Here is a 16,407-nt window from a genome sequence, read left to right on the forward strand (position 1 = left end):
GATTCCTCCAGAGGGGCTTCCCTCGTTATTGTTTGATTTTTTTATTTTTCAGTTTCAGATAACGTTGTTTTGGTGCGATAAAGAAACTGATGAGAAAGAAACTGGCAGATGTTAGCACGATACTTGAACCTGCAGCCAAGTTAAAACTATAACCGATAAAAAGTCCCAAGACAGAAGCTAGAGCTCCCAAGCCTGATGAAAGAAAAATCATGCTCTTTAGACTATTGGCGTAGAGATAAGCTGTCGCAGCTGGGGTAATGAGCATGGCTACGATAAGGATGGTTCCGACACTTTGCATGGCAGTCACTGACACCAAGGTCAAGAGTACCATGAGCAGATAGTGATAAAAATTAACTGGCATGCCCATAGCCTTGGCCAGAAGTTCATCAAAGGATGTAATCAAAAGTTGTTTGAAGAAAATCCCGATAATCAAGAGAATGAGTGCTCCCACACCGATGGTAATATACATGTCTAAGTCTTGCACAGCCAAGATATTCCCAAAGAGGATGTGAAAGAGATCCGTTGAACTTTTAGCCACACTAATCAGGATGATACCCAGAGCCAAGAAAGATGAAAAGGTAATCCCTATGGCAGTATCACTCTTGATGATAGAGTTACCCTTGATGTAGGTGATGATGACAGAAGCAAGTAGTCCAAAGATAATAGCCCCGATAAAGAAGTCAATTCCTAAAATAAAAGAAAGAGCTACACCAGGTAAAACAGCGTGCGAGATGGCATCGCCCATGAGAGACATCCCACGTAGAATGATAAAGCAGCCAACAGCTCCGGCTACAACACCGATGACAACTGCTGTAATCAAGGCATTTTGTAGAAAGTGGAAATTCTGCAATCCATCTATAAATTCTCCAATCATAGGTCACCTCCATTGAAAAAGAGTCGGTCACCATAAGCTTGTTTGAGATTGGCTTTGGTAAAGGTCTCCTTTGTTGGACCAAAGGCAATTAGCTCCTTGTTGAGAAGGAGAACCTGGTCAAAATAATGGGGAACCTTACCGAGATCGTGGTGGACGATAAGAACCGTCTTACCAGCCTTTTTAAGATCTCTCAGCGTGTTCATGATAATTTCTTCACTGACTGAGTCAATCCCAACAAAGGGCTCGTCTAAGAGAATATAGTCAGCCTCTTGAACTAGACAGCGGGCAATTAAAACACGCTGGAATTGTCCTCCAGATAGTTGACTAATCTGACGATCTGCATAGTCAGAAAGACCTACGATTTCGAGTGCTTCAGCTACCTTTTTCCAGTGGTTTGCTTTTAAAGTGTGAAAGAGTGGGATGGATGGGTAGAGTCCCAGAGAGACACATTCTTTTACCTTGATAGGAAAGTTGTAGTCGATATGAATTTTTTGCTCGACATAGGCAACTTTCTTAAGAGATTTGTTCATTTCTTTATCGTCGATAAAAGCATGTCCTTCATGTGGGATAATGCCCAGCATACTTTTTAATAAGGTTGATTTTCCAGCGCCGTTTGGACCAATAATCCCGGTAATCGTTGGTCCTTGGAGCACTAGTGAAATATCCTTTAGTGCCAAAGTTTCTTTGTAGGAGACACTGAGGTTTTCGATACGTATCATACAGTTGTATTCCTCCTAATTTTAATATACATTAATTTTATTTTTAAGTCAAGTTAATTTTGGTAAAAATTTAAAATATTAACAATGAAATCAAATAGGAGGAAACGGCATTTTTAATTGCATTCCCCAGGGATTTTTGCTAAGCTAGGAATAAGTGAAATTAGGAAAGTGAGAACAAGATGACACGTTATCAAGATGATTTTTATGATGCTATAAATGGTGAATGGGAAAAGACTGCAGTCATTCCAGCTGATAAATCACGAACAGGTGGTTTTATCGACCTTGACGAAGAAATCGAAGACTTAATGTTAACGACAACTGACAAATGGTTGGTTGGAGAAGATGTTCCAGAAGATGCCATCTTAGCAAACTTTGTCAAATACCATCGTATGGTCAGAGATTTCGATAAGCGAGAAGCTGATGGCATCAAGCCAGTCCTTCCTATGCTTAAGGAATACCAAGATTTAGAGAGCTTCGCAGACTTTACAAGCAAGCTAGCAGAGTTTGAGCTAGCAGGGAAACCAAACTTCCTTCCATTTGGAGTATCACCAGACTTTATGGATGCTAGAACCAATGTTCTCTGGGCTAGTGCTCCAGGAACAATCTTGCCTGACACAACCTACTATGCGGAAGACCATCCACAGCGCGAGGAATTATTGAACCTTTGGAAAGAAAGTACTGCTAATCTCCTTAAAGCCTATGACTTCTCAGATGAAGAAATCGAAGATCTTTTACAGAAACGATTGGAGTTGGATCGCCGTATCGCAGCAGTCGTACTTTCAAACGAAGAGAGTTCAGAATATGCCAAACTCTACCATCCATACTCTTATGAAGATTTCAAGAAGTTTGCGCCTGCCTTACCTCTCGATGACTTCTTCCAAACTGTGATTGGTCAAACTCCAGATAAGGTTATCGTAGATGAAGAACGTTTCTGGCAAGCAGCAGAGCAATTCTATAGTGAGGAAGCTTGGCCTTTGCTAAAAGCAAGCTTGATCTTGAGTGTGGTCAATCTTTCAACTAGTTATCTAACAGACGAAATCCGTATTTTGTCAGGTGCTTATGGCCGTGCCCTTTCAGGAGTTCCAGAAGCCCAAGACAAGCGCAAGGCTGCTTACCACTTAGCCCAAGGACCATTCAAACAAGCGCTCGGTCTTTGGTATGCACATGAAAAATTCTCTCCAGAAGCCAAGGCGGATGTAGAGAAAAAAGTGGCAACCATGATTGATGTTTATAAGGAACGCTTGGCTAAGAATGACTGGTTGACTCCTGAAACGCGAGAAAAAGCCATCGTCAAACTCAATGTGATCAAGCCTTATATTGGTTACCCAGAAGAACTACCAGCTCGCTACAAGGACAAGGTAGTGGATGAATCTGCTAGTCTCTTTGAGAATGCTCTTGCCTTTGCGCGTGTTGAAATCAAGCACAGTTGGAGCAAGTGGAATCAGCCGGTTGACTACAAGGAGTGGGGAATGCCTGCTCATATGGTCAATGCCTACTACAATCCACAAAAGAACTTGATTGTCTTCCCTGCTGCTATCTTACAGGCACCTTTCTATGACTTGCATCAGTCATCTTCTGCCAACTATGGTGGTATTGGTGCGGTTATTGCCCATGAAATTTCTCACGCCTTTGATACTAATGGAGCTTCCTTTGATGAAAATGGAAGCCTCAAGGATTGGTGGACAGAAAGCGACTATGCAGCCTTTAAAGAAAAAACACAGAAGGTTATCGACCAGTTTGATGGTCAAGAATCTTACGGTGCAAAAATCAATGGGAAATTAACTGTATCCGAAAACGTTGCGGACCTTGGAGGAATTGCTGCTGCACTAGAAGCTGCAAAGAGAGAACCGGACTTCTCAGCTGAAGAGTTCTTCAACAACTTTGCTCGTATCTGGCGTATGAAAGGTCGTCCAGAGTTGATGAAACTCATGGCCAGTGTTGACGTACACGCGCCAGCTAAACTTCGTGTCAATGTCCAAGTGCCAAACTTTGATGACTTCTTTACAACCTATGATGTCAAAGAAGGCGACGGAATGTGGCGTGCACCAGAAGACCGTGTGATTATTTGGTAATCAAAAAACCAAGGATGATTGTCCTTGGTTTTTATGTTTTAGAAAAATGGATTAAAGGTTTTTTCGTGAGCGATGGTCGTAGCAGGACCATGTCCAGGATAGACATCGTAGTTAGGAAGAGTAAAGAGCTGGGTTTGGATACTATGAAGGAGTTGTTCCATACTACCAGTTGGCAAGTCTGTTCGACCAATGGTTTCTCGGAAAAGGGTATCTCCCGTTAAGACCAAGTGTCCATCTGGGAAAACGAGTGAAACACCACCGATAGAGTGACCTGGAGTTGGGAGTACTGTAAAACGAAACTCCTCGATTTGGTATTCTTTATGAAAAACAAAGGTGTATTCAGCTGGTCTACATACGACATCTGCCATATCGTCATGACGAGGAAGGCCTGAGAGGTTGTCGACAGGAGTATAGAGCCAAGAAGCTTCACTCTCAGCCACATAGACTGGAGGATTTCCAAAAGTATCTCTGACCAAGTCCAGACTCAAGATATGATCGTAGTGAGTATGGGTCAATAGAATCGCACAGACTGGTTTGTTGATGTTCTCGATAATCTTGCGAATAGCATCCCAGTTGCTACCAGGATCAACCACGATCAGGTGTTGGTCTCCTTCGAGATAATAAGTGTTTTCATAGGCAACAGGATTTACAGTTTTATGGATTTTCATAGGATTTCCTCTTTCAAAGATTTACAGTTTCTAGTATAACACAGAAGCGCAAAATAAGAAATCAACAAGAAAGTCCCTCCATAAAGGAAGGGACTTTTTAATTCATTAAAAATGATTTTTCCAAGCTTGGAAGCGGGCATCCAGTAGGAGTTGTGTCAGATTTTTTAAGATTTCAACTTGCTCGGGCTCTAGTGTCTGTGCTTGAGAAACTAGTTGACGAATGTGCTCGATGGCATTTTTAGAAGATAATTCATTAATAGAGCTAATTCCGGACTCTAGGATGGTTCCAAAGAAGAGATCAAAGTAGAGCTCTAATTCCTCATCGGGAACACTATCCACCCATTCTTTAAGAGTGTCTTTAATTTGTAAACTTTCGCTACTGATTGCCTCTAGTTGGACAAAGTGGTGTCCTTCAGTTAGCCAGCTGAAAGTATTGTGTTGAGCGATGCCACCGAGAGCCGTAGATTTGACGACTGTAGGAGTATCAGGAACTTCCAGCATCATGCCAATGACAGAACCTTGTGGGACGAAACGGTGAATTTTTGGAATAACATCTTGATAACCAGTGGTTTCAGTCAGATGAGCCTGCAAACCAGGAGCATCGTAGGTATAAACTGCAGATATTTTTTCTTGCAATTCAGGCTGGATTTGACTAGCAGCAAAGACGGCTAGATTCCCGCCTTTGGAATGTCCAGCAACAATCACTTTCTGTTTTGGATATTGGGTAAAGAAATCTTCCAAATACTCAAGAGCATGCTTTTGGGCAGGGATTTCCTTCATGTAGGTCATGTGGAAATCTTCCTTCCAACCAATAATACTATCATCCGTTCCTCGAAAGACAATCAGATAAGTATCTAAGTTAAGACGATAGGTCATAGCAGCAAACTGTTTCTGTTGCTCGGTATCAATCTCGTTGACAAAGTTTGATAGCTTGCAATTTCTAAAACGTTTGTGTTGGGCAAGTTGGTCTAAAAGTTGCAGACGTTCTTTATTGGTCAGCATGGTACTTTCTCGCGGGACACGTGTTGCGACATCGCTTAAACGATTGACAGGTTGGTCCAAAAGGTTATCAAAAGGAAGATAAGTCAGCTCTGTTAAAGCTAGTACATCTAGTTCATTTAAGGGGAGATCATAAAAAGAATCGTATTGAACATCAGTTAGGTAGTCAAAAATATTGGCCATGGGAATTCCTTTCTTAACTTTTATCATATCAGATTTGCATCAATTTCGCTAGTAGTCAGGAGAATTTTGCTATAATATAGAAAAAGGAGGAGCAGATGCATAAGATTTTACTAGTAGAAGATGATCCAGTAATCCGTCAACAAGTTGGGAAAATGCTCTCCGAATGGGGTTTTGAAGTAGTCATGGTAGAAGACTTTATGGAAGTTCTAACGCTATTTGTTCAATCTCAACCTCATCTGGTTCTTATGGATATTGGTCTTCCCTTGTTTAATGGCTATCATTGGTGCCAGGAAATCCGCAAGATTTCCAAAGCTCCTATTATGTTTCTGTCCTCCAGAGACCAGGCTATGGACATTGTGATGGCTATTAATATGGGAGCAGATGATTTTGTGACCAAGCCATTTGATCAGCAGGTCCTCTTAGCCAAGGTACAGGGATTATTGCGACGCTCTTATGAGTTTGGGCGGGATGAGAGTCTATTAGAATATGCAGGAGTAATCCTCAATACCAAGTCTATGGATTTGCATGTTGAGGGGCAGGCAATCACGCTGACAAAGAATGAATTTCAAATCCTGCGTGTCTTATTTGAACATGCAGGTAATATCGTGGCGCGTGATGACCTGATGCGAGAACTCTGGAATAGTGACTTTTTCATCGATGATAACACTCTTTCTGTTAATGTTGCGCGTTTGCGTAAGAAACTGGAAGAGCAAGGTTTGGTAGGATTTATTGAAACTAAGAAAGGAATAGGATACGGGTTAAAACATGCTTAATTGGAGACAATTTTTTCTAGCCTATCTTCGCTCACGGATTCGCCTTCTAGTCTTCATTTTTTTGATTAGCTGCCTTGCCCTCGCCTTTCACATTTTATTTACAAATCTAGGTTCTTACTTTCTTTACTTCTTTCTGCTTTGTAGTTTTCTAACCCTTTTATTTTTCATCTGGGATATCCTAGTAGAAGCAGAAGTTTATCGTAAGGAATTGCTTTATTCTGAAAGAGAACCAAAATCTCCTTTGGAATGTGCTCTAGCAGAAAAATTGGACGAACGCGAAGCTGAGCTTTATCAAAAGAAATCAGATGCGGAAAATCGCTATAATGATTTGGTGGACTACTATACTCTCTGGGTTCATCAGATAAAAACCCCAATTGCAGCTAGTAAACTTCTCGTGAGTGAGGTGACGGATCGCCAACTGAAACAGCAGTTGGAGCAGGAAATTTTTAAGATTGATTCCTATACCAATCTCGTGCTCCAATATCTACGCTTAGAAAGTTTCCATGATGATTTGGTTTTGAAAAAAGAAAATATAGAAAATCTGGTCAAGGAAGTCATTCGCAAATATGCTATTTTCTTTATCCAGAAAAGCCTGAGTATTAATATGCATGACTTGGATAGAAGCATTGTGACGGATAAAAAATGGTTGTTGGTGGTCATTGAACAAATTCTCTCAAATAGCCTCAAGTATACGAATGAAGGTGGAATTGAAATCTATATGGACGGTCAGGACCTTTGTATCAAGGATACAGGAATCGGCATTAAAAATAGTGATGTTCTTCGAGTCTTTGAACGCGGATTTTCAGGTTACAATGGTCGTATGACCCAGCAGTCATCTGGACTTGGTCTCTATTTAACCCAGAAAATTAGCCAAGAATTAGGTCATCAAATCCGTATCGAATCTGAACTTGGTCGAGGAACAACCGTGCGAATTAAGTTTGCGGAAGTGAACCTACTTATTGAGTAAAAAGAAATGCTAAGAGCTTGGAAGATATCTTTCAAGCTCTTCTTTAGATTTCTATGTAGTGAGAAAATAGGATAGAACAAAGAAAAAAGTAACTGGAATTTTTCCGTTCACTATCTGTCAAATTGATTGAGTCCTTCCTTGAAAGACTGTAAAATTTTTGATATAGTGTGTAGGATGGATTGATGGATATTTAAAAGATAATGTTCATAAGAATTATAAGTGAGAATTAAAAATATGTCAGTTTAGACAGAAGTCTCTCTACCATCATCCATGCAGAAACAAGATTATATGAAATAAAAGGAGTAACCAATGACCGGAAACTATTCAACACGTGAATACCGTGAAAAATTATATGATGATCTTCATGTTCGATTAAGAGATACATTGATTTTGATGTGTTCGATTTTTATTGCCTCTATAGGTCTAAATATGAATTCAACAGCTGTCATTATTGGAGCCATGCTGATTTCCCCTCTTATGACACCGATTGTTGGATTGGGGTTTGGTTTAGCTATTTTTGATACGCGTTTAATCAAGCAATCTCTAGAGGTTTTATTTACTCAAGTATTGGTCAGTTTGCTTGTATCGACTCTGTATTTCTGGATTTCTCCCTTATCTTATGCAAGTAGCGAGTTGATTGCACGAACATCTCCAACCATTTGGGATGTTCTCATTGCTATTGCGGGTGGGATAGCAGGAGTAATTGGTTCAAGGAAAAAAGAAGCAAACAATATCGTGCCTGGAGTAGCTATTGCAACAGCTCTGATGCCACCTATCTGTACTGCAGGCTATGGTTTAGCTAATGGAAATGTACGGTTTTTATCTGGGGCTCTCTATCTTTTCTTGATTAACTGTGTCTTTATCATGCTAGCCAACATTGTTGGAACAAGAATTTTGATGAGAAAAACTCCCTTAAGTTCATTTAAAGAGCTAAACATTAAAATGAAAATTGGCTTGATATCCTTGATTGTATTATTGGTTCTTCCAGCCAGCTATTCAGCAGTCACTCTGACGATGGATCAAGCACGAAAAGAAGGGATCAAACAGTTTGTAGGAAAAGAGTTTTCTAATCATACGATCATTAATCAAGTCTACAAGTCAAGTAACAATGAATTAGTCTTGACAGTTGTTGGAGATCCGATTTCAGAAGAAGAATTAGAAACAATCCGCCAAAAACAAGCCTCTTACGGTATTCAAACTGTTCAATTGAAAGTCAATCAAGTCCATAATTCGACAAAATTAGATAGTGAGATGACCAAGGAATTTTATGAAACCATTAACAAGTATATCGATCAAAAACTCTCTGAAAAAGATTCACAAAAAGATTTCGTAAAAGAAAAAGAAGCAGACAAGGATTGAGGATATTGAACTTATCTAACTCGAGGAAGCAAGTCTTGGGAGGATATCCTACACCCAAAAATTAGTGGATAGAAAGGATTATTGACGAGGCTGCCATTTGTGATGGTTTGACCAATCACTACTAGTCAGGCAAATAAAGTATAAAAAGCAACAACTGAAATAGTTGTTGCTTTTTTAGTAGCTGGGATTTTGTCCCAGATTATATGGTTTATTTCTCAACACGAGATTTATTTGCAATGTCTGCAAGGATCAATTCTACAAATGCATCTACCGGCATGGTTTCTGTTTCTTTTTGACCATAACGGCGAACGTTTACGGCTTGCTCTTCCATTTCCTTGTCACCAACGATTAATTGGTAAGGAATTTTTTGAGTTTGAGAAGCACGGATCTTGAATTGCATTTTCTCATTGCGTTCATCTACATCTGCACGGACCCCACGGTCACGGAGTTTCTTAGCTACTTCCCAAGCGTAGTCTACGTGTTTTTCGTTCGAAACGGGGATAAGAGTAACTTGGTGAGGTGCAAGCCATGTTGGGAATGCACCTTTGTAGTTTTCAATCAAAATAGCTGTGAAGCGTTCCATCGTTGAGATAACACCACGGTGAATCATAACTGGACGATGTTCTTCACCATCAGCTCCGATGTATTTAAGGTCGAAGCGTTCTGGAAGCAAGAAGTCAAGCTGGATAGTAGAAAGTGTTTCTTCTTTTCCAAGAGCTGTCTTGACCTGGATGTCCAATTTTGGTCCGTAGAAGGCTGCTTCACCTTCAGCTTCAAAGTAGTCAAGTCCCATGTCATCCATAGCTGATTTCAACATACGTTGAGCATTTTCCCACATTTCATCATTGTCAAAATATTTGTGAGTATCTTGAGGATCACGATATGATAAACGGAAACGATAATCAGTCAAGTTGAAATCTTCGTAAACGTCGATAATCAATTGAAGCGTACGTTGGAACTCATCTTTGATTTGTTCAGGTGTTACGAAAGTGTGACCGTCATTAAGTGACATTTCACGTACACGTTGAAGCCCTGTGAGAGCACCAGATTTTTCATAACGGTGCATCATACCGATTTCAGCAATACGGATTGGCAATTCACGGTAAGAGTGCACGTGGTGTTTAAAGACTTCGATATGGTGAGGACAGTTCATTGGACGAAGAACGAATTCTTCACCATCACCCATATCCATAGTTGGGAACATATCTTCACGGTAGTGATCCCAGTGACCAGAAGTCTTGTAAAGTTCAACTGAGGCAATTGGTGGAGTGTAGACGTGTTGGTAGCCAGCAGCGATTTCCTTGTCGACGATGTAGCGTTCCAATTCACGACGGATAGTCGCTCCATTTGGCAACCAGAATGGAAGACCTTGACCAACCTCTTGAGAAATCATGAAGAGGTCAAGCTCTTTCCCAAGTTTACGGTGGTCACGTTCTTTGGCTTCTTCACGCATTTGAAGATAGTCCTTCAAATCTTTCTTGTCAAACCAAGCTGTACCGTAGATCCGTTGCATCATGGCATTGTCGCTATTACCACGCCAGTATGCACCTGCCACATTAAGAAGGTGGAAGATTTGGATGCGACCTGTTGATGGCACGTGTGGGCCACGGCAAAGGTCTACGTATTCCCCTTGACGGTAGATGGTCAAGCCACCTGCATCTTCAGAGTGTTCTTCGATCAATTCCAATTTGTATGGATCGTTTTTGAAGATTTCGCGCGCTTCATCCTTAGTCACTTCTTCACGAATTGATGGGAAGTTTTCTTTCACGATTTTCTTCATTTCTTCTTCGATACGAGGAAGATCTTCGTTAGAGATTTGACCAGCTTGATTGTCCGTATCGTAGTAGAAGCCGTCTTCAATAGCTGGACCGACACCCAAGTGGATATCTGGGAAAAGACGACGAGCAGCTTGGGCAAATAAGTGAGCCGCTGAGTGACGCAAGATTGGAAGGGCATCTTCGTGATCAGGTGTCACGATTTCAATGCTTCCATCTTCAGTGATGGCACGAGTAGTGTCAATCAATTTGCCGTTAAATTTACCAGCAAGAGCTTTTTTAGCGAGGGAATTGCTGATGGATTGGGCAATTTCAAAAGTAGTAACGCCAGATTCGAATTCACGAACAGCGCCATCAGGGAAAGTAATCTTAATCATGGTTTTCTCCTTAAAAATTTATCGTATTTTAAAATTGAGGCTTGAAGAAATAGCAAAGGGTTAGTTATAAAGAACAATAATATTTGCTTATCTAACTGAATGATGTTCTAACATTTTCATTCTATAAACAAAACAAACTGTAGAAATAAGTAAATAACTTACCAAGGAAAGGATTAAAGACATATATTGTTCATCAGTCATTTGACCACTCATGTTTATCCTGAGCGGATAGTTTCTTATAGCATTAACCAAATAAAAACTAGCAGTAAGACTAAAAAGATATCCTGCTATCACGAGTTCCTTTTTCTTAAAAAACATTAAGATACCGAGAAAAGGAGCAAGAAATGGTATAAGAGGGATAAATGCAAGAAATGCAAAGAAAACAATGGACGCTGAACCCCATAGACTAAGAGTTTTCATTAGCCATACATAGACGATAAGGTAGATACAGGCAATCACCCAGAACAATGTTTTCTTCATATCAATCTCCATCTTCACTTTTTTGCGATTAACTATTCTCCAAACAAAAAAGCGACCTCCTCGAAAGGACGTCGCAACGTGGTTCCACCTTCATTTATGTTCCTCAAAAAAGAGGGACACCTCTGATTGGCTCTAACGTGGCCACCGTTTTATGTTTGCATAAAAGTTAGTAGAGTAGTATCAGTTTAGACTTCCTATGCGTTCTCAGCAACCACGCACTCTCTAAAAGAAAGATTCTAAGTGACTTGTCTCTATGCATTATTATAGCATGATTGCGAGATTTTTCAAGGATTTTGTGAAAGTTTTTTGTTTTTCAGTTTTTGCACTAAATACTTGATAATGATACCGATAGCCATACCTAGCAAAATAAGAATTTCATAGGCTAGGAAATAAACAATGATAAATTCTCTGAAAGGAATGATAGTAAATCCATAGAGTAAGCAACTACCTAAAAGCCAACGCAGTGAAAAACCAAATCGGTAGCTATAAAGAAGAGAGACTATAAAAACTACAACAGGCGAAATGATGAATATATTTAAAAGATAGAGCTCCGTTAGTTTTGGATTCTGTAATAGTAGTATAAATAATCCATAAAGTGGCCAATAAAAGAAAAATACGACCAGATAGTAGGGGAGATATTTGAAGAATTTACGCATGGTCAATCACCTCGTTATAAAACTATCACCTTAGATATCCTTCCTATAACTATTATAGCACTTTTGCGGTAAGAATAGTAAATCAGTTGACAAAGAAGCTAGTTCTTGGTAGAATAAGAACTGTCGTAAAGACAAATAACTTCTTCTTGGTTACAGGCATGCCAACCTGTCACTCGGATGAAGCCAAATAAAAAGGAGAAACATCATGGCAATCTCAAAAGAGAAAAAAAATGAAATCATCGCACAATATGCACGTCACGAAGGTGACACTGGTTCAGTAGAGGTTCAAGTTGCTGTCCTTACTTGGGAAATCAACCACCTTAACGAACACATCAAACAACACAAAAAAGACCACGCTACTTACCGTGGTTTGATGAAGAAAATCGGTCGCCGTCGTAATTTGCTTGCATACTTGCGTAAAAACGACGTTAACCGTTACCGTGAGTTAATCAACTCTCTTGGACTTCGTCGCTAATCTGCTTTATTTTCCACTTACATTGCGTTGTCACCTTACCTCGATATACTCAAGTATTATCTTCGGTTACGGTTCCTAGCACTGTAAGGTAAAATAAACCAGAAAGATCTCCCTTTGGGGAGATTTTTTGTTTCACTAAAATTCTTGTTCGATCTTCGGCTTGCCACCTAGTCAGTCTATAAACGTTTTATCCAGCAGGAATCATGATGCTAAGGGCACCAAAAATCCGTATGAAAATAGGGAAACGACACAGTGTTCGATGAATACAAGGAGTTTCATCTTTTTCACTAGGATTTTAGCTTGAGCTCAAATTAGCTCTCTGACTTCAGAGGGCTTTTTTCTATATTTTTCTAGTCTTGTTCCTGATTTGGAAATGTGGTATACTAATTATGAAAATTGTCTAAATTTTTAATCTTTGATAAAGGGAGGGTTTCATGCTTTCCAAATTTTCTGGAAGCCATCAAAACCTGCGATATTTTTTTCTGCTAGCTTTTTTGCTTGTAGCATTGGGAGTCTCTCTATTTCTAGCTGTTTCGATGGGGTCTGTTCAAATTAGTTTGAGCGATACTTATCGGATAATTTTGAGTAAGATGGGAGCTCCGCTGGATATAGGAAACCTTTCGAAGTCAACACTTGCTATTGTTTGGAATATGAGATTGCCACGGGTTTTTCTTGCTTTGATTGTTGGTGCTGGCCTTTCCATGTGTGGTAGTGTCATGCAGTCAACAGTCAATAATCCAATCGCAGAGCCCTATGTGTTAGGAATTTCTGCTGGGGCAACCTTTGGTGCGACTTTGAGTATCATTCTTGGGTTTAAAGTCATGATTGGTCTCGGCTCTTTCCTTGGAGCGCTTGTGGCAACAGTTGCAGTCTTAGTCATTGCTTCCATGCAAGGAAGAATGACAACTTCTAGCCTCATTTTATCAGGTACTGTGGTCAATGCACTCTTTTTGGCTTTTTCAAACTTTATTATCTCAATTGGCGCTAATGCTGACAGTGTCATGACCATCAAGTTTTGGACCATGGGTTCTCTAGCAGGGATCTCATGGGCTCACTTAACCCTGCCAGCAGTAGTCGTGGGAATAGCCTTTTTATTTTTCTCTACCCAATACCGTGTTTTTAATGCCATGATGATGGGAGATGAGGCAGCCTTGACCTTGGGGATTCCTCTACGTTTTTACTGGTATCTCTATGTGGCTATTGTGGCTGTGCTGACAGCTATCTTGGTATCAACCTGTGGAATTATCGGCTTCGTTGGTCTTATTACCCCACATTTGGCGAGAAGTTTGGTGGGTACAAACTACAGAAGGCTTTTTCCGATAGCAACCTTGCTCGGCGCCCTCTTTGTTATCTGGGCAGATGTTCTTGCTCGTGTTTTAATCCAAAATGCTGAGCTGCCGATTGGTATTTTCACGGCCCTAGTAGGTGCACCTTTCTTTATCTACATGGTTGCAAGTAGACGAAGGGAGGTGAAGGTCTGATATGGACTTAATGTGTCAGGATATTCACTTTGGAATCGGAGAAAAAAAGATTCTCAAAGGAGTCTCACTCAAACTGGAGGGCAACCAATTTCATACGATTTTGGGACCCAATGGAAGTGGGAAGACTAGTTTGTTGAAACTCCTCTATCGACAGGAAAAGCCTGATCAGGGCCTGATTTCCCTTGATGGGAAACCCTTGGAACAAATGAGCGTTAAGGAAACGGCAAAACAGATGGCAGTCATCACCCAGTTCAATCAACTCCAATTTGATTGTACGGTTGAAGAAATCGTTATGCTGGGCAGAACACCCCATCTCTCTTTCTTACAAAAGGAAAAAGAAAAAGACTTTGCCCTGGTTGAGGATGCTCTGGTCAAAGTAGATATGTTTGAAAAGAGAAATCGACTTTACTCTTCACTTTCGGGTGGAGAGAAGCAGCGGGTTTTGTTAGCACGCGCCTTAGCTCAAGAACCTTCACTCTTGATCTTAGACGAACCGACCAATCATCTGGATATCAAATACCAGCTGGACTTGTTGACCATTGTTAAAAATCTCCAGATCAATGTGTTAGCCGTCTTGCATGATATTCAGCTAGCTTGTCGCTATTCAGACTATCTCTATCTGATGAAAGAGGGGGAGATAGTTTACCAAGGTACACCAAAAGAGACCATCACTCCTGAGTCTTTGCAGGTTGTCTATGGTGTCCAAAGTAAGGTTACTTGGACAGAAGATCAGCAAGCCATGATTCACTATTTATAAGATTTAAAGGAAATTAACATGAAAAAATCACTCAGTATTTTGCTCGTAACAGTAGCTACCTTAACTTTGGCAGCTTGTAGCAACACATCTAAAGAAACAGCAACTGCACCAGCTACAACAGAAGCTAGTCAAAAAACTACTACAGAAACAAGCTATCCTGTAACCATCAAAACATACGATGCCAAAGGAAACGAAGTCGAGCAAGTCTTTGAAAAGGCTCCTGAAAAGGTCATCACCAACAACCTTTCAACAACTGAAATTCTACTTGAACTTGGTTTGAAAGATAAAATTGCCGGCATGCTCAATCCTGATAATGCCGTAACTGGTAAATACAAGGATGCCATTGAAGCTATCCCTCATATTGGGGATAAGAAATCAGTCTCACAAGAAACGGTTCTTTCTTATGAACCTGATGCCTTGATGGGGCGCAACATGATGTTCTCTGAAAAGTCAATGGGAACGATTAGTGCTTGGAATGAAAATAAAATCCCTGTTTATACGCAAAAAGCCTCACTTTCAAATGTTCAACAGGATTTGGGAAATATCGTAGAAGACGTGAAAAATCTTGGTACTATTTTCAATGTTCAAGACAAGGCCAACCAATACGCAGAGCAATTGCAAGCTAAAATCGATGCGGTTAAAAAAGCCAACCCAGAAACACAGGGTGAAAAGAAAAAAGCTTTAATTATGGTTGCCTACAATGACGAAACCTTTGGTGCCTACAAGTCAGCCCTTCAAGAAAGCTTGCTTAACCAACTTGGTTATACCAATGTTGCAACAGGAACATCTGGCTTGACCTTGGAAAATCTAGTATCAATGGATCCAGAGTTGATTATCTATGTAACTAGCGATCGCAACAAAAAATTGGATGAAAAAGCAGTGGATTTGATGAAGGCAAATACTGTTTTGGAAAATGTCCCAGCAATCAAGAATCAAAAAATCATGACCATCTCTTACGATGAGTTGATGGACTACGGTCCTGCAGTGATTGATTCACTTGAAAAAATCAATGACTTCATCAAGAAATAAGGAGTTTAACTGGGAAGGGATTCAGGTTAGGGTCAGTCTTCCTTCAAACTATGAACCTCAACAAGCCTATCCAGTTGTGCTTTTAAATGATGGGGAACTGGACTATTTGTCAGACCTGTCCCAATCTGTAATTTTAGTAGGTTTAATTCCAGAAAATCGTCTGGACGACTTTACACCTTGGAAAGCTAGTGCTTTAAAAGAAGGGGCTCCGGATTTTGGTGGGAAGGTAGAAGCCTATCATGAGAAGCTCTTTCAAGGAATTCTAACAAGTCTAAAAAAAGACTACTTGATAGATGAAAACAAGATTGCTTATGGTGGTTATTCACTGGGTGGTCTAGCTGCTATCTATAGTCTCTATAGTAGTTATCTTCCTGTGACCTGTATCTTTTCTGTCTGTGGTTCTTTCTGGTATCCAGACTTTACAGAATTTTGTAGGGAACATGACCTGATACAGAGTCAAAGTCTTATTTATCTGCAAAATGGTCAGATAGAAGGTGCCAATCATTCCAATCGCCTGTCTAAGGCTCCGATGTTTGCAAGGGAACTACATAACCTGATTTCAGAAGCAGTTCCCACAACATATTCTACATTTGATGCTTATGGGCATCATGAAGCTCTTAACGAACGCTATCATCAGTTTTGTGATTGGCTAAGAGAGCAGTGGGTTCTCAAGTGATCTTATAACACTCCTTGTTCATCGCAACTAGGAGTGTTTCTCTTGTATGCTTGTCCTTGGAATTTTCAAGCGATTACCCTTGACGGA

16 protein-coding genes and 1 pseudogene are annotated in these 16,407 nt (G+C 40.2%); 9 read left to right on the forward strand and 8 right to left on the reverse strand.

Features of this window, described 5'->3' with window-relative positions; all coding sequences use genetic code 11:
* Window positions 1–25: 25 nt before the first annotated feature.
* Window positions 26–874: a metal ABC transporter permease subunit gene (locus tag ACXYSK_RS00585; protein WP_458624678.1), complete on the reverse strand. Its 849-nt coding sequence runs from the start codon at window positions 872–874 to the stop codon at window positions 26–28.
* Window positions 871–1,593, reverse strand: coding sequence for a metal ABC transporter ATP-binding protein (locus ACXYSK_RS00590; RefSeq protein WP_458624679.1), 723 nt, complete (start codon window positions 1,591–1,593; stop codon window positions 871–873). Before ACXYSK_RS00590 ends, ACXYSK_RS00585 begins: the two co-directional genes overlap by 4 nt.
* Before the next feature lie 179 nt (window positions 1,594–1,772).
* On the opposite strand from ACXYSK_RS00590, the gene ACXYSK_RS00595 reads away from it, so the two are divergent.
* Window positions 1,773–3,665: a M13 family metallopeptidase gene (locus tag ACXYSK_RS00595; protein WP_458624680.1), complete on the forward strand. Its 1,893-nt coding sequence runs from the start codon at window positions 1,773–1,775 to the stop codon at window positions 3,663–3,665.
* A 38-nt stretch (window positions 3,666–3,703) separates the two neighbouring features.
* Here the strand turns inward: ACXYSK_RS00595 and ACXYSK_RS00600 are convergent, their stop codons facing one another.
* Window positions 3,704–4,333, reverse strand: coding sequence for an MBL fold metallo-hydrolase (locus ACXYSK_RS00600; protein ID WP_458624681.1), 630 nt, complete (start codon window positions 4,331–4,333; stop codon window positions 3,704–3,706).
* Window positions 4,334–4,438: 105 nt separating this feature from the next.
* Complete coding sequence (locus tag ACXYSK_RS00605) at window positions 4,439–5,515, reverse strand: DUF2974 domain-containing protein (RefSeq protein ID WP_458624682.1); 1,077 nt, start codon at window positions 5,513–5,515, stop codon at window positions 4,439–4,441.
* 95 nt (window positions 5,516–5,610) lie between these two features.
* Between ACXYSK_RS00605 and ACXYSK_RS00610 the strand changes: the two genes are divergently transcribed.
* The 3 genes from ACXYSK_RS00610 (at window position 5,611) to ACXYSK_RS00620 (ending at window position 8,614) form a co-directional block, all read left to right on the forward strand.
* Window positions 5,611–6,288, forward strand: coding sequence for a response regulator transcription factor (locus ACXYSK_RS00610; protein WP_441347987.1), 678 nt, complete (start codon window positions 5,611–5,613; stop codon window positions 6,286–6,288).
* Complete coding sequence (locus ACXYSK_RS00615; RefSeq protein WP_458624683.1) at window positions 6,281–7,255, forward strand: sensor histidine kinase; 975 nt, start codon at window positions 6,281–6,283, stop codon at window positions 7,253–7,255. The genes ACXYSK_RS00610 and ACXYSK_RS00615 overlap by 8 nt, the downstream gene beginning before the upstream one ends.
* A gap of 309 nt (window positions 7,256–7,564) precedes the next feature.
* Entirely contained in the window at window positions 7,565–8,614 is a 1,050-nt protein-coding gene (locus ACXYSK_RS00620; RefSeq protein WP_458624684.1) for a DUF389 domain-containing protein, read from the forward strand.
* Window positions 8,615–8,822: 208 nt separating this feature from the next.
* On the opposite strand, the gene thrS is transcribed toward ACXYSK_RS00620, so the two are convergent.
* From thrS to ACXYSK_RS00640, 4 genes and pseudogenes are all read right to left on the reverse strand, one after another.
* Entirely contained in the window at window positions 8,823–10,766 is a 1,944-nt protein-coding gene (gene thrS / locus ACXYSK_RS00625) for a threonine--tRNA ligase (protein ID WP_458624685.1), read from the reverse strand.
* Between the two features lie 87 nt (window positions 10,767–10,853).
* A complete protein-coding gene (locus ACXYSK_RS00630; RefSeq protein ID WP_441347991.1) occupies window positions 10,854–11,246 on the reverse strand; it encodes a hypothetical protein in 393 nt (130 codons plus the stop codon).
* A 32-nt stretch (window positions 11,247–11,278) separates the two neighbouring features.
* Window positions 11,279–11,409, reverse strand: a pseudogene (locus tag ACXYSK_RS00635) (AAA family ATPase); the annotation flags it as partial.
* Between the two features lie 121 nt (window positions 11,410–11,530).
* The gene (locus ACXYSK_RS00640; RefSeq protein ID WP_458624686.1) at window positions 11,531–11,902 is read right to left on the reverse strand and encodes a hypothetical protein; all 372 of its coding nucleotides are present in this window, start codon (window positions 11,900–11,902) and stop codon (window positions 11,531–11,533) included.
* 205 nt (window positions 11,903–12,107) lie between these two features.
* Here ACXYSK_RS00640 and rpsO point away from each other — a divergent pair, with 205 nt between their 5' ends.
* The 5 genes from rpsO (at window position 12,108) to ACXYSK_RS00665 (ending at window position 16,320) form a co-directional block, all read left to right on the forward strand.
* Entirely contained in the window at window positions 12,108–12,377 is a 270-nt protein-coding gene (gene rpsO, locus ACXYSK_RS00645; RefSeq protein ID WP_001018251.1) for a 30S ribosomal protein S15, read from the forward strand.
* Window positions 12,378–12,811: 434 nt separating this feature from the next.
* Window positions 12,812–13,858 (forward strand): FecCD family ABC transporter permease, encoded by a 1,047-nt coding sequence (locus ACXYSK_RS00650; protein ID WP_458624687.1) that lies wholly within the window; start codon window positions 12,812–12,814, stop codon window positions 13,856–13,858.
* A 1-nt stretch (window position 13,859) separates the two neighbouring features.
* Complete coding sequence (locus ACXYSK_RS00655) at window positions 13,860–14,615, forward strand: ABC transporter ATP-binding protein (RefSeq protein ID WP_458624688.1); 756 nt, start codon at window positions 13,860–13,862, stop codon at window positions 14,613–14,615.
* An 18-nt stretch (window positions 14,616–14,633) separates the two neighbouring features.
* A complete protein-coding gene (locus ACXYSK_RS00660; RefSeq protein ID WP_458624689.1) occupies window positions 14,634–15,644 on the forward strand; it encodes an ABC transporter substrate-binding protein in 1,011 nt (336 codons plus the stop codon).
* Window positions 15,625–16,320, forward strand: a complete 696-nt coding sequence (locus ACXYSK_RS00665; protein WP_458624690.1) for an alpha/beta hydrolase-fold protein — start codon at window positions 15,625–15,627, stop codon at window positions 16,318–16,320. The genes ACXYSK_RS00660 and ACXYSK_RS00665 overlap by 20 nt, the downstream gene beginning before the upstream one ends.
* Window positions 16,321–16,407: the final 87 nt, after the last annotated feature.

The organism is Streptococcus sp. V919, assembly GCF_054353475.1.

Excerpts from the sequence above, each read along its gene's own strand:
- ACXYSK_RS00610 (WP_441347987.1), top strand. The coding sequence starts at position 5,611 with ATGCATAAGATTTTACTAGTAGAAGATGATCCAGTAATCCGTCAACAA.
- ACXYSK_RS00620 (WP_458624684.1), top strand. The coding sequence starts at position 7,565 with ATGACCGGAAACTATTCAACACGTGAATACCGTGAAAAATTATATGAT.
- thrS (WP_458624685.1), bottom strand. The coding sequence starts at position 10,766 with ATGATTAAGATTACTTTCCCTGATGGCGCTGTTCGTGAATTCGAATCT.
- ACXYSK_RS00605 (WP_458624682.1), bottom strand. The coding sequence starts at position 5,515 with ATGGCCAATATTTTTGACTACCTAACTGATGTTCAATACGATTCTTTT.
- ACXYSK_RS00640 (WP_458624686.1), bottom strand. The coding sequence starts at position 11,902 with ATGCGTAAATTCTTCAAATATCTCCCCTACTATCTGGTCGTATTTTTC.
- ACXYSK_RS00655 (WP_458624688.1), top strand. The coding sequence starts at position 13,860 with ATGGACTTAATGTGTCAGGATATTCACTTTGGAATCGGAGAAAAAAAG.
- ACXYSK_RS00630 (WP_441347991.1), bottom strand. The coding sequence starts at position 11,246 with ATGAAGAAAACATTGTTCTGGGTGATTGCCTGTATCTACCTTATCGTC.
- ACXYSK_RS00665 (WP_458624690.1), top strand. The coding sequence starts at position 15,625 with ATGACTTCATCAAGAAATAAGGAGTTTAACTGGGAAGGGATTCAGGTT.
- ACXYSK_RS00585 (WP_458624678.1), bottom strand. The coding sequence starts at position 874 with ATGATTGGAGAATTTATAGATGGATTGCAGAATTTCCACTTTCTACAA.
- ACXYSK_RS00590 (WP_458624679.1), bottom strand. The coding sequence starts at position 1,593 with ATGATACGTATCGAAAACCTCAGTGTCTCCTACAAAGAAACTTTGGCA.
- ACXYSK_RS00615 (WP_458624683.1), top strand. The coding sequence starts at position 6,281 with ATGCTTAATTGGAGACAATTTTTTCTAGCCTATCTTCGCTCACGGATT.
- ACXYSK_RS00595 (WP_458624680.1), top strand. The coding sequence starts at position 1,773 with ATGACACGTTATCAAGATGATTTTTATGATGCTATAAATGGTGAATGG.
- ACXYSK_RS00660 (WP_458624689.1), top strand. The coding sequence starts at position 14,634 with ATGAAAAAATCACTCAGTATTTTGCTCGTAACAGTAGCTACCTTAACT.
- rpsO (WP_001018251.1), top strand. The coding sequence starts at position 12,108 with ATGGCAATCTCAAAAGAGAAAAAAAATGAAATCATCGCACAATATGCA.
- ACXYSK_RS00600 (WP_458624681.1), bottom strand. The coding sequence starts at position 4,333 with ATGAAAATCCATAAAACTGTAAATCCTGTTGCCTATGAAAACACTTAT.
- ACXYSK_RS00650 (WP_458624687.1), top strand. The coding sequence starts at position 12,812 with ATGCTTTCCAAATTTTCTGGAAGCCATCAAAACCTGCGATATTTTTTT.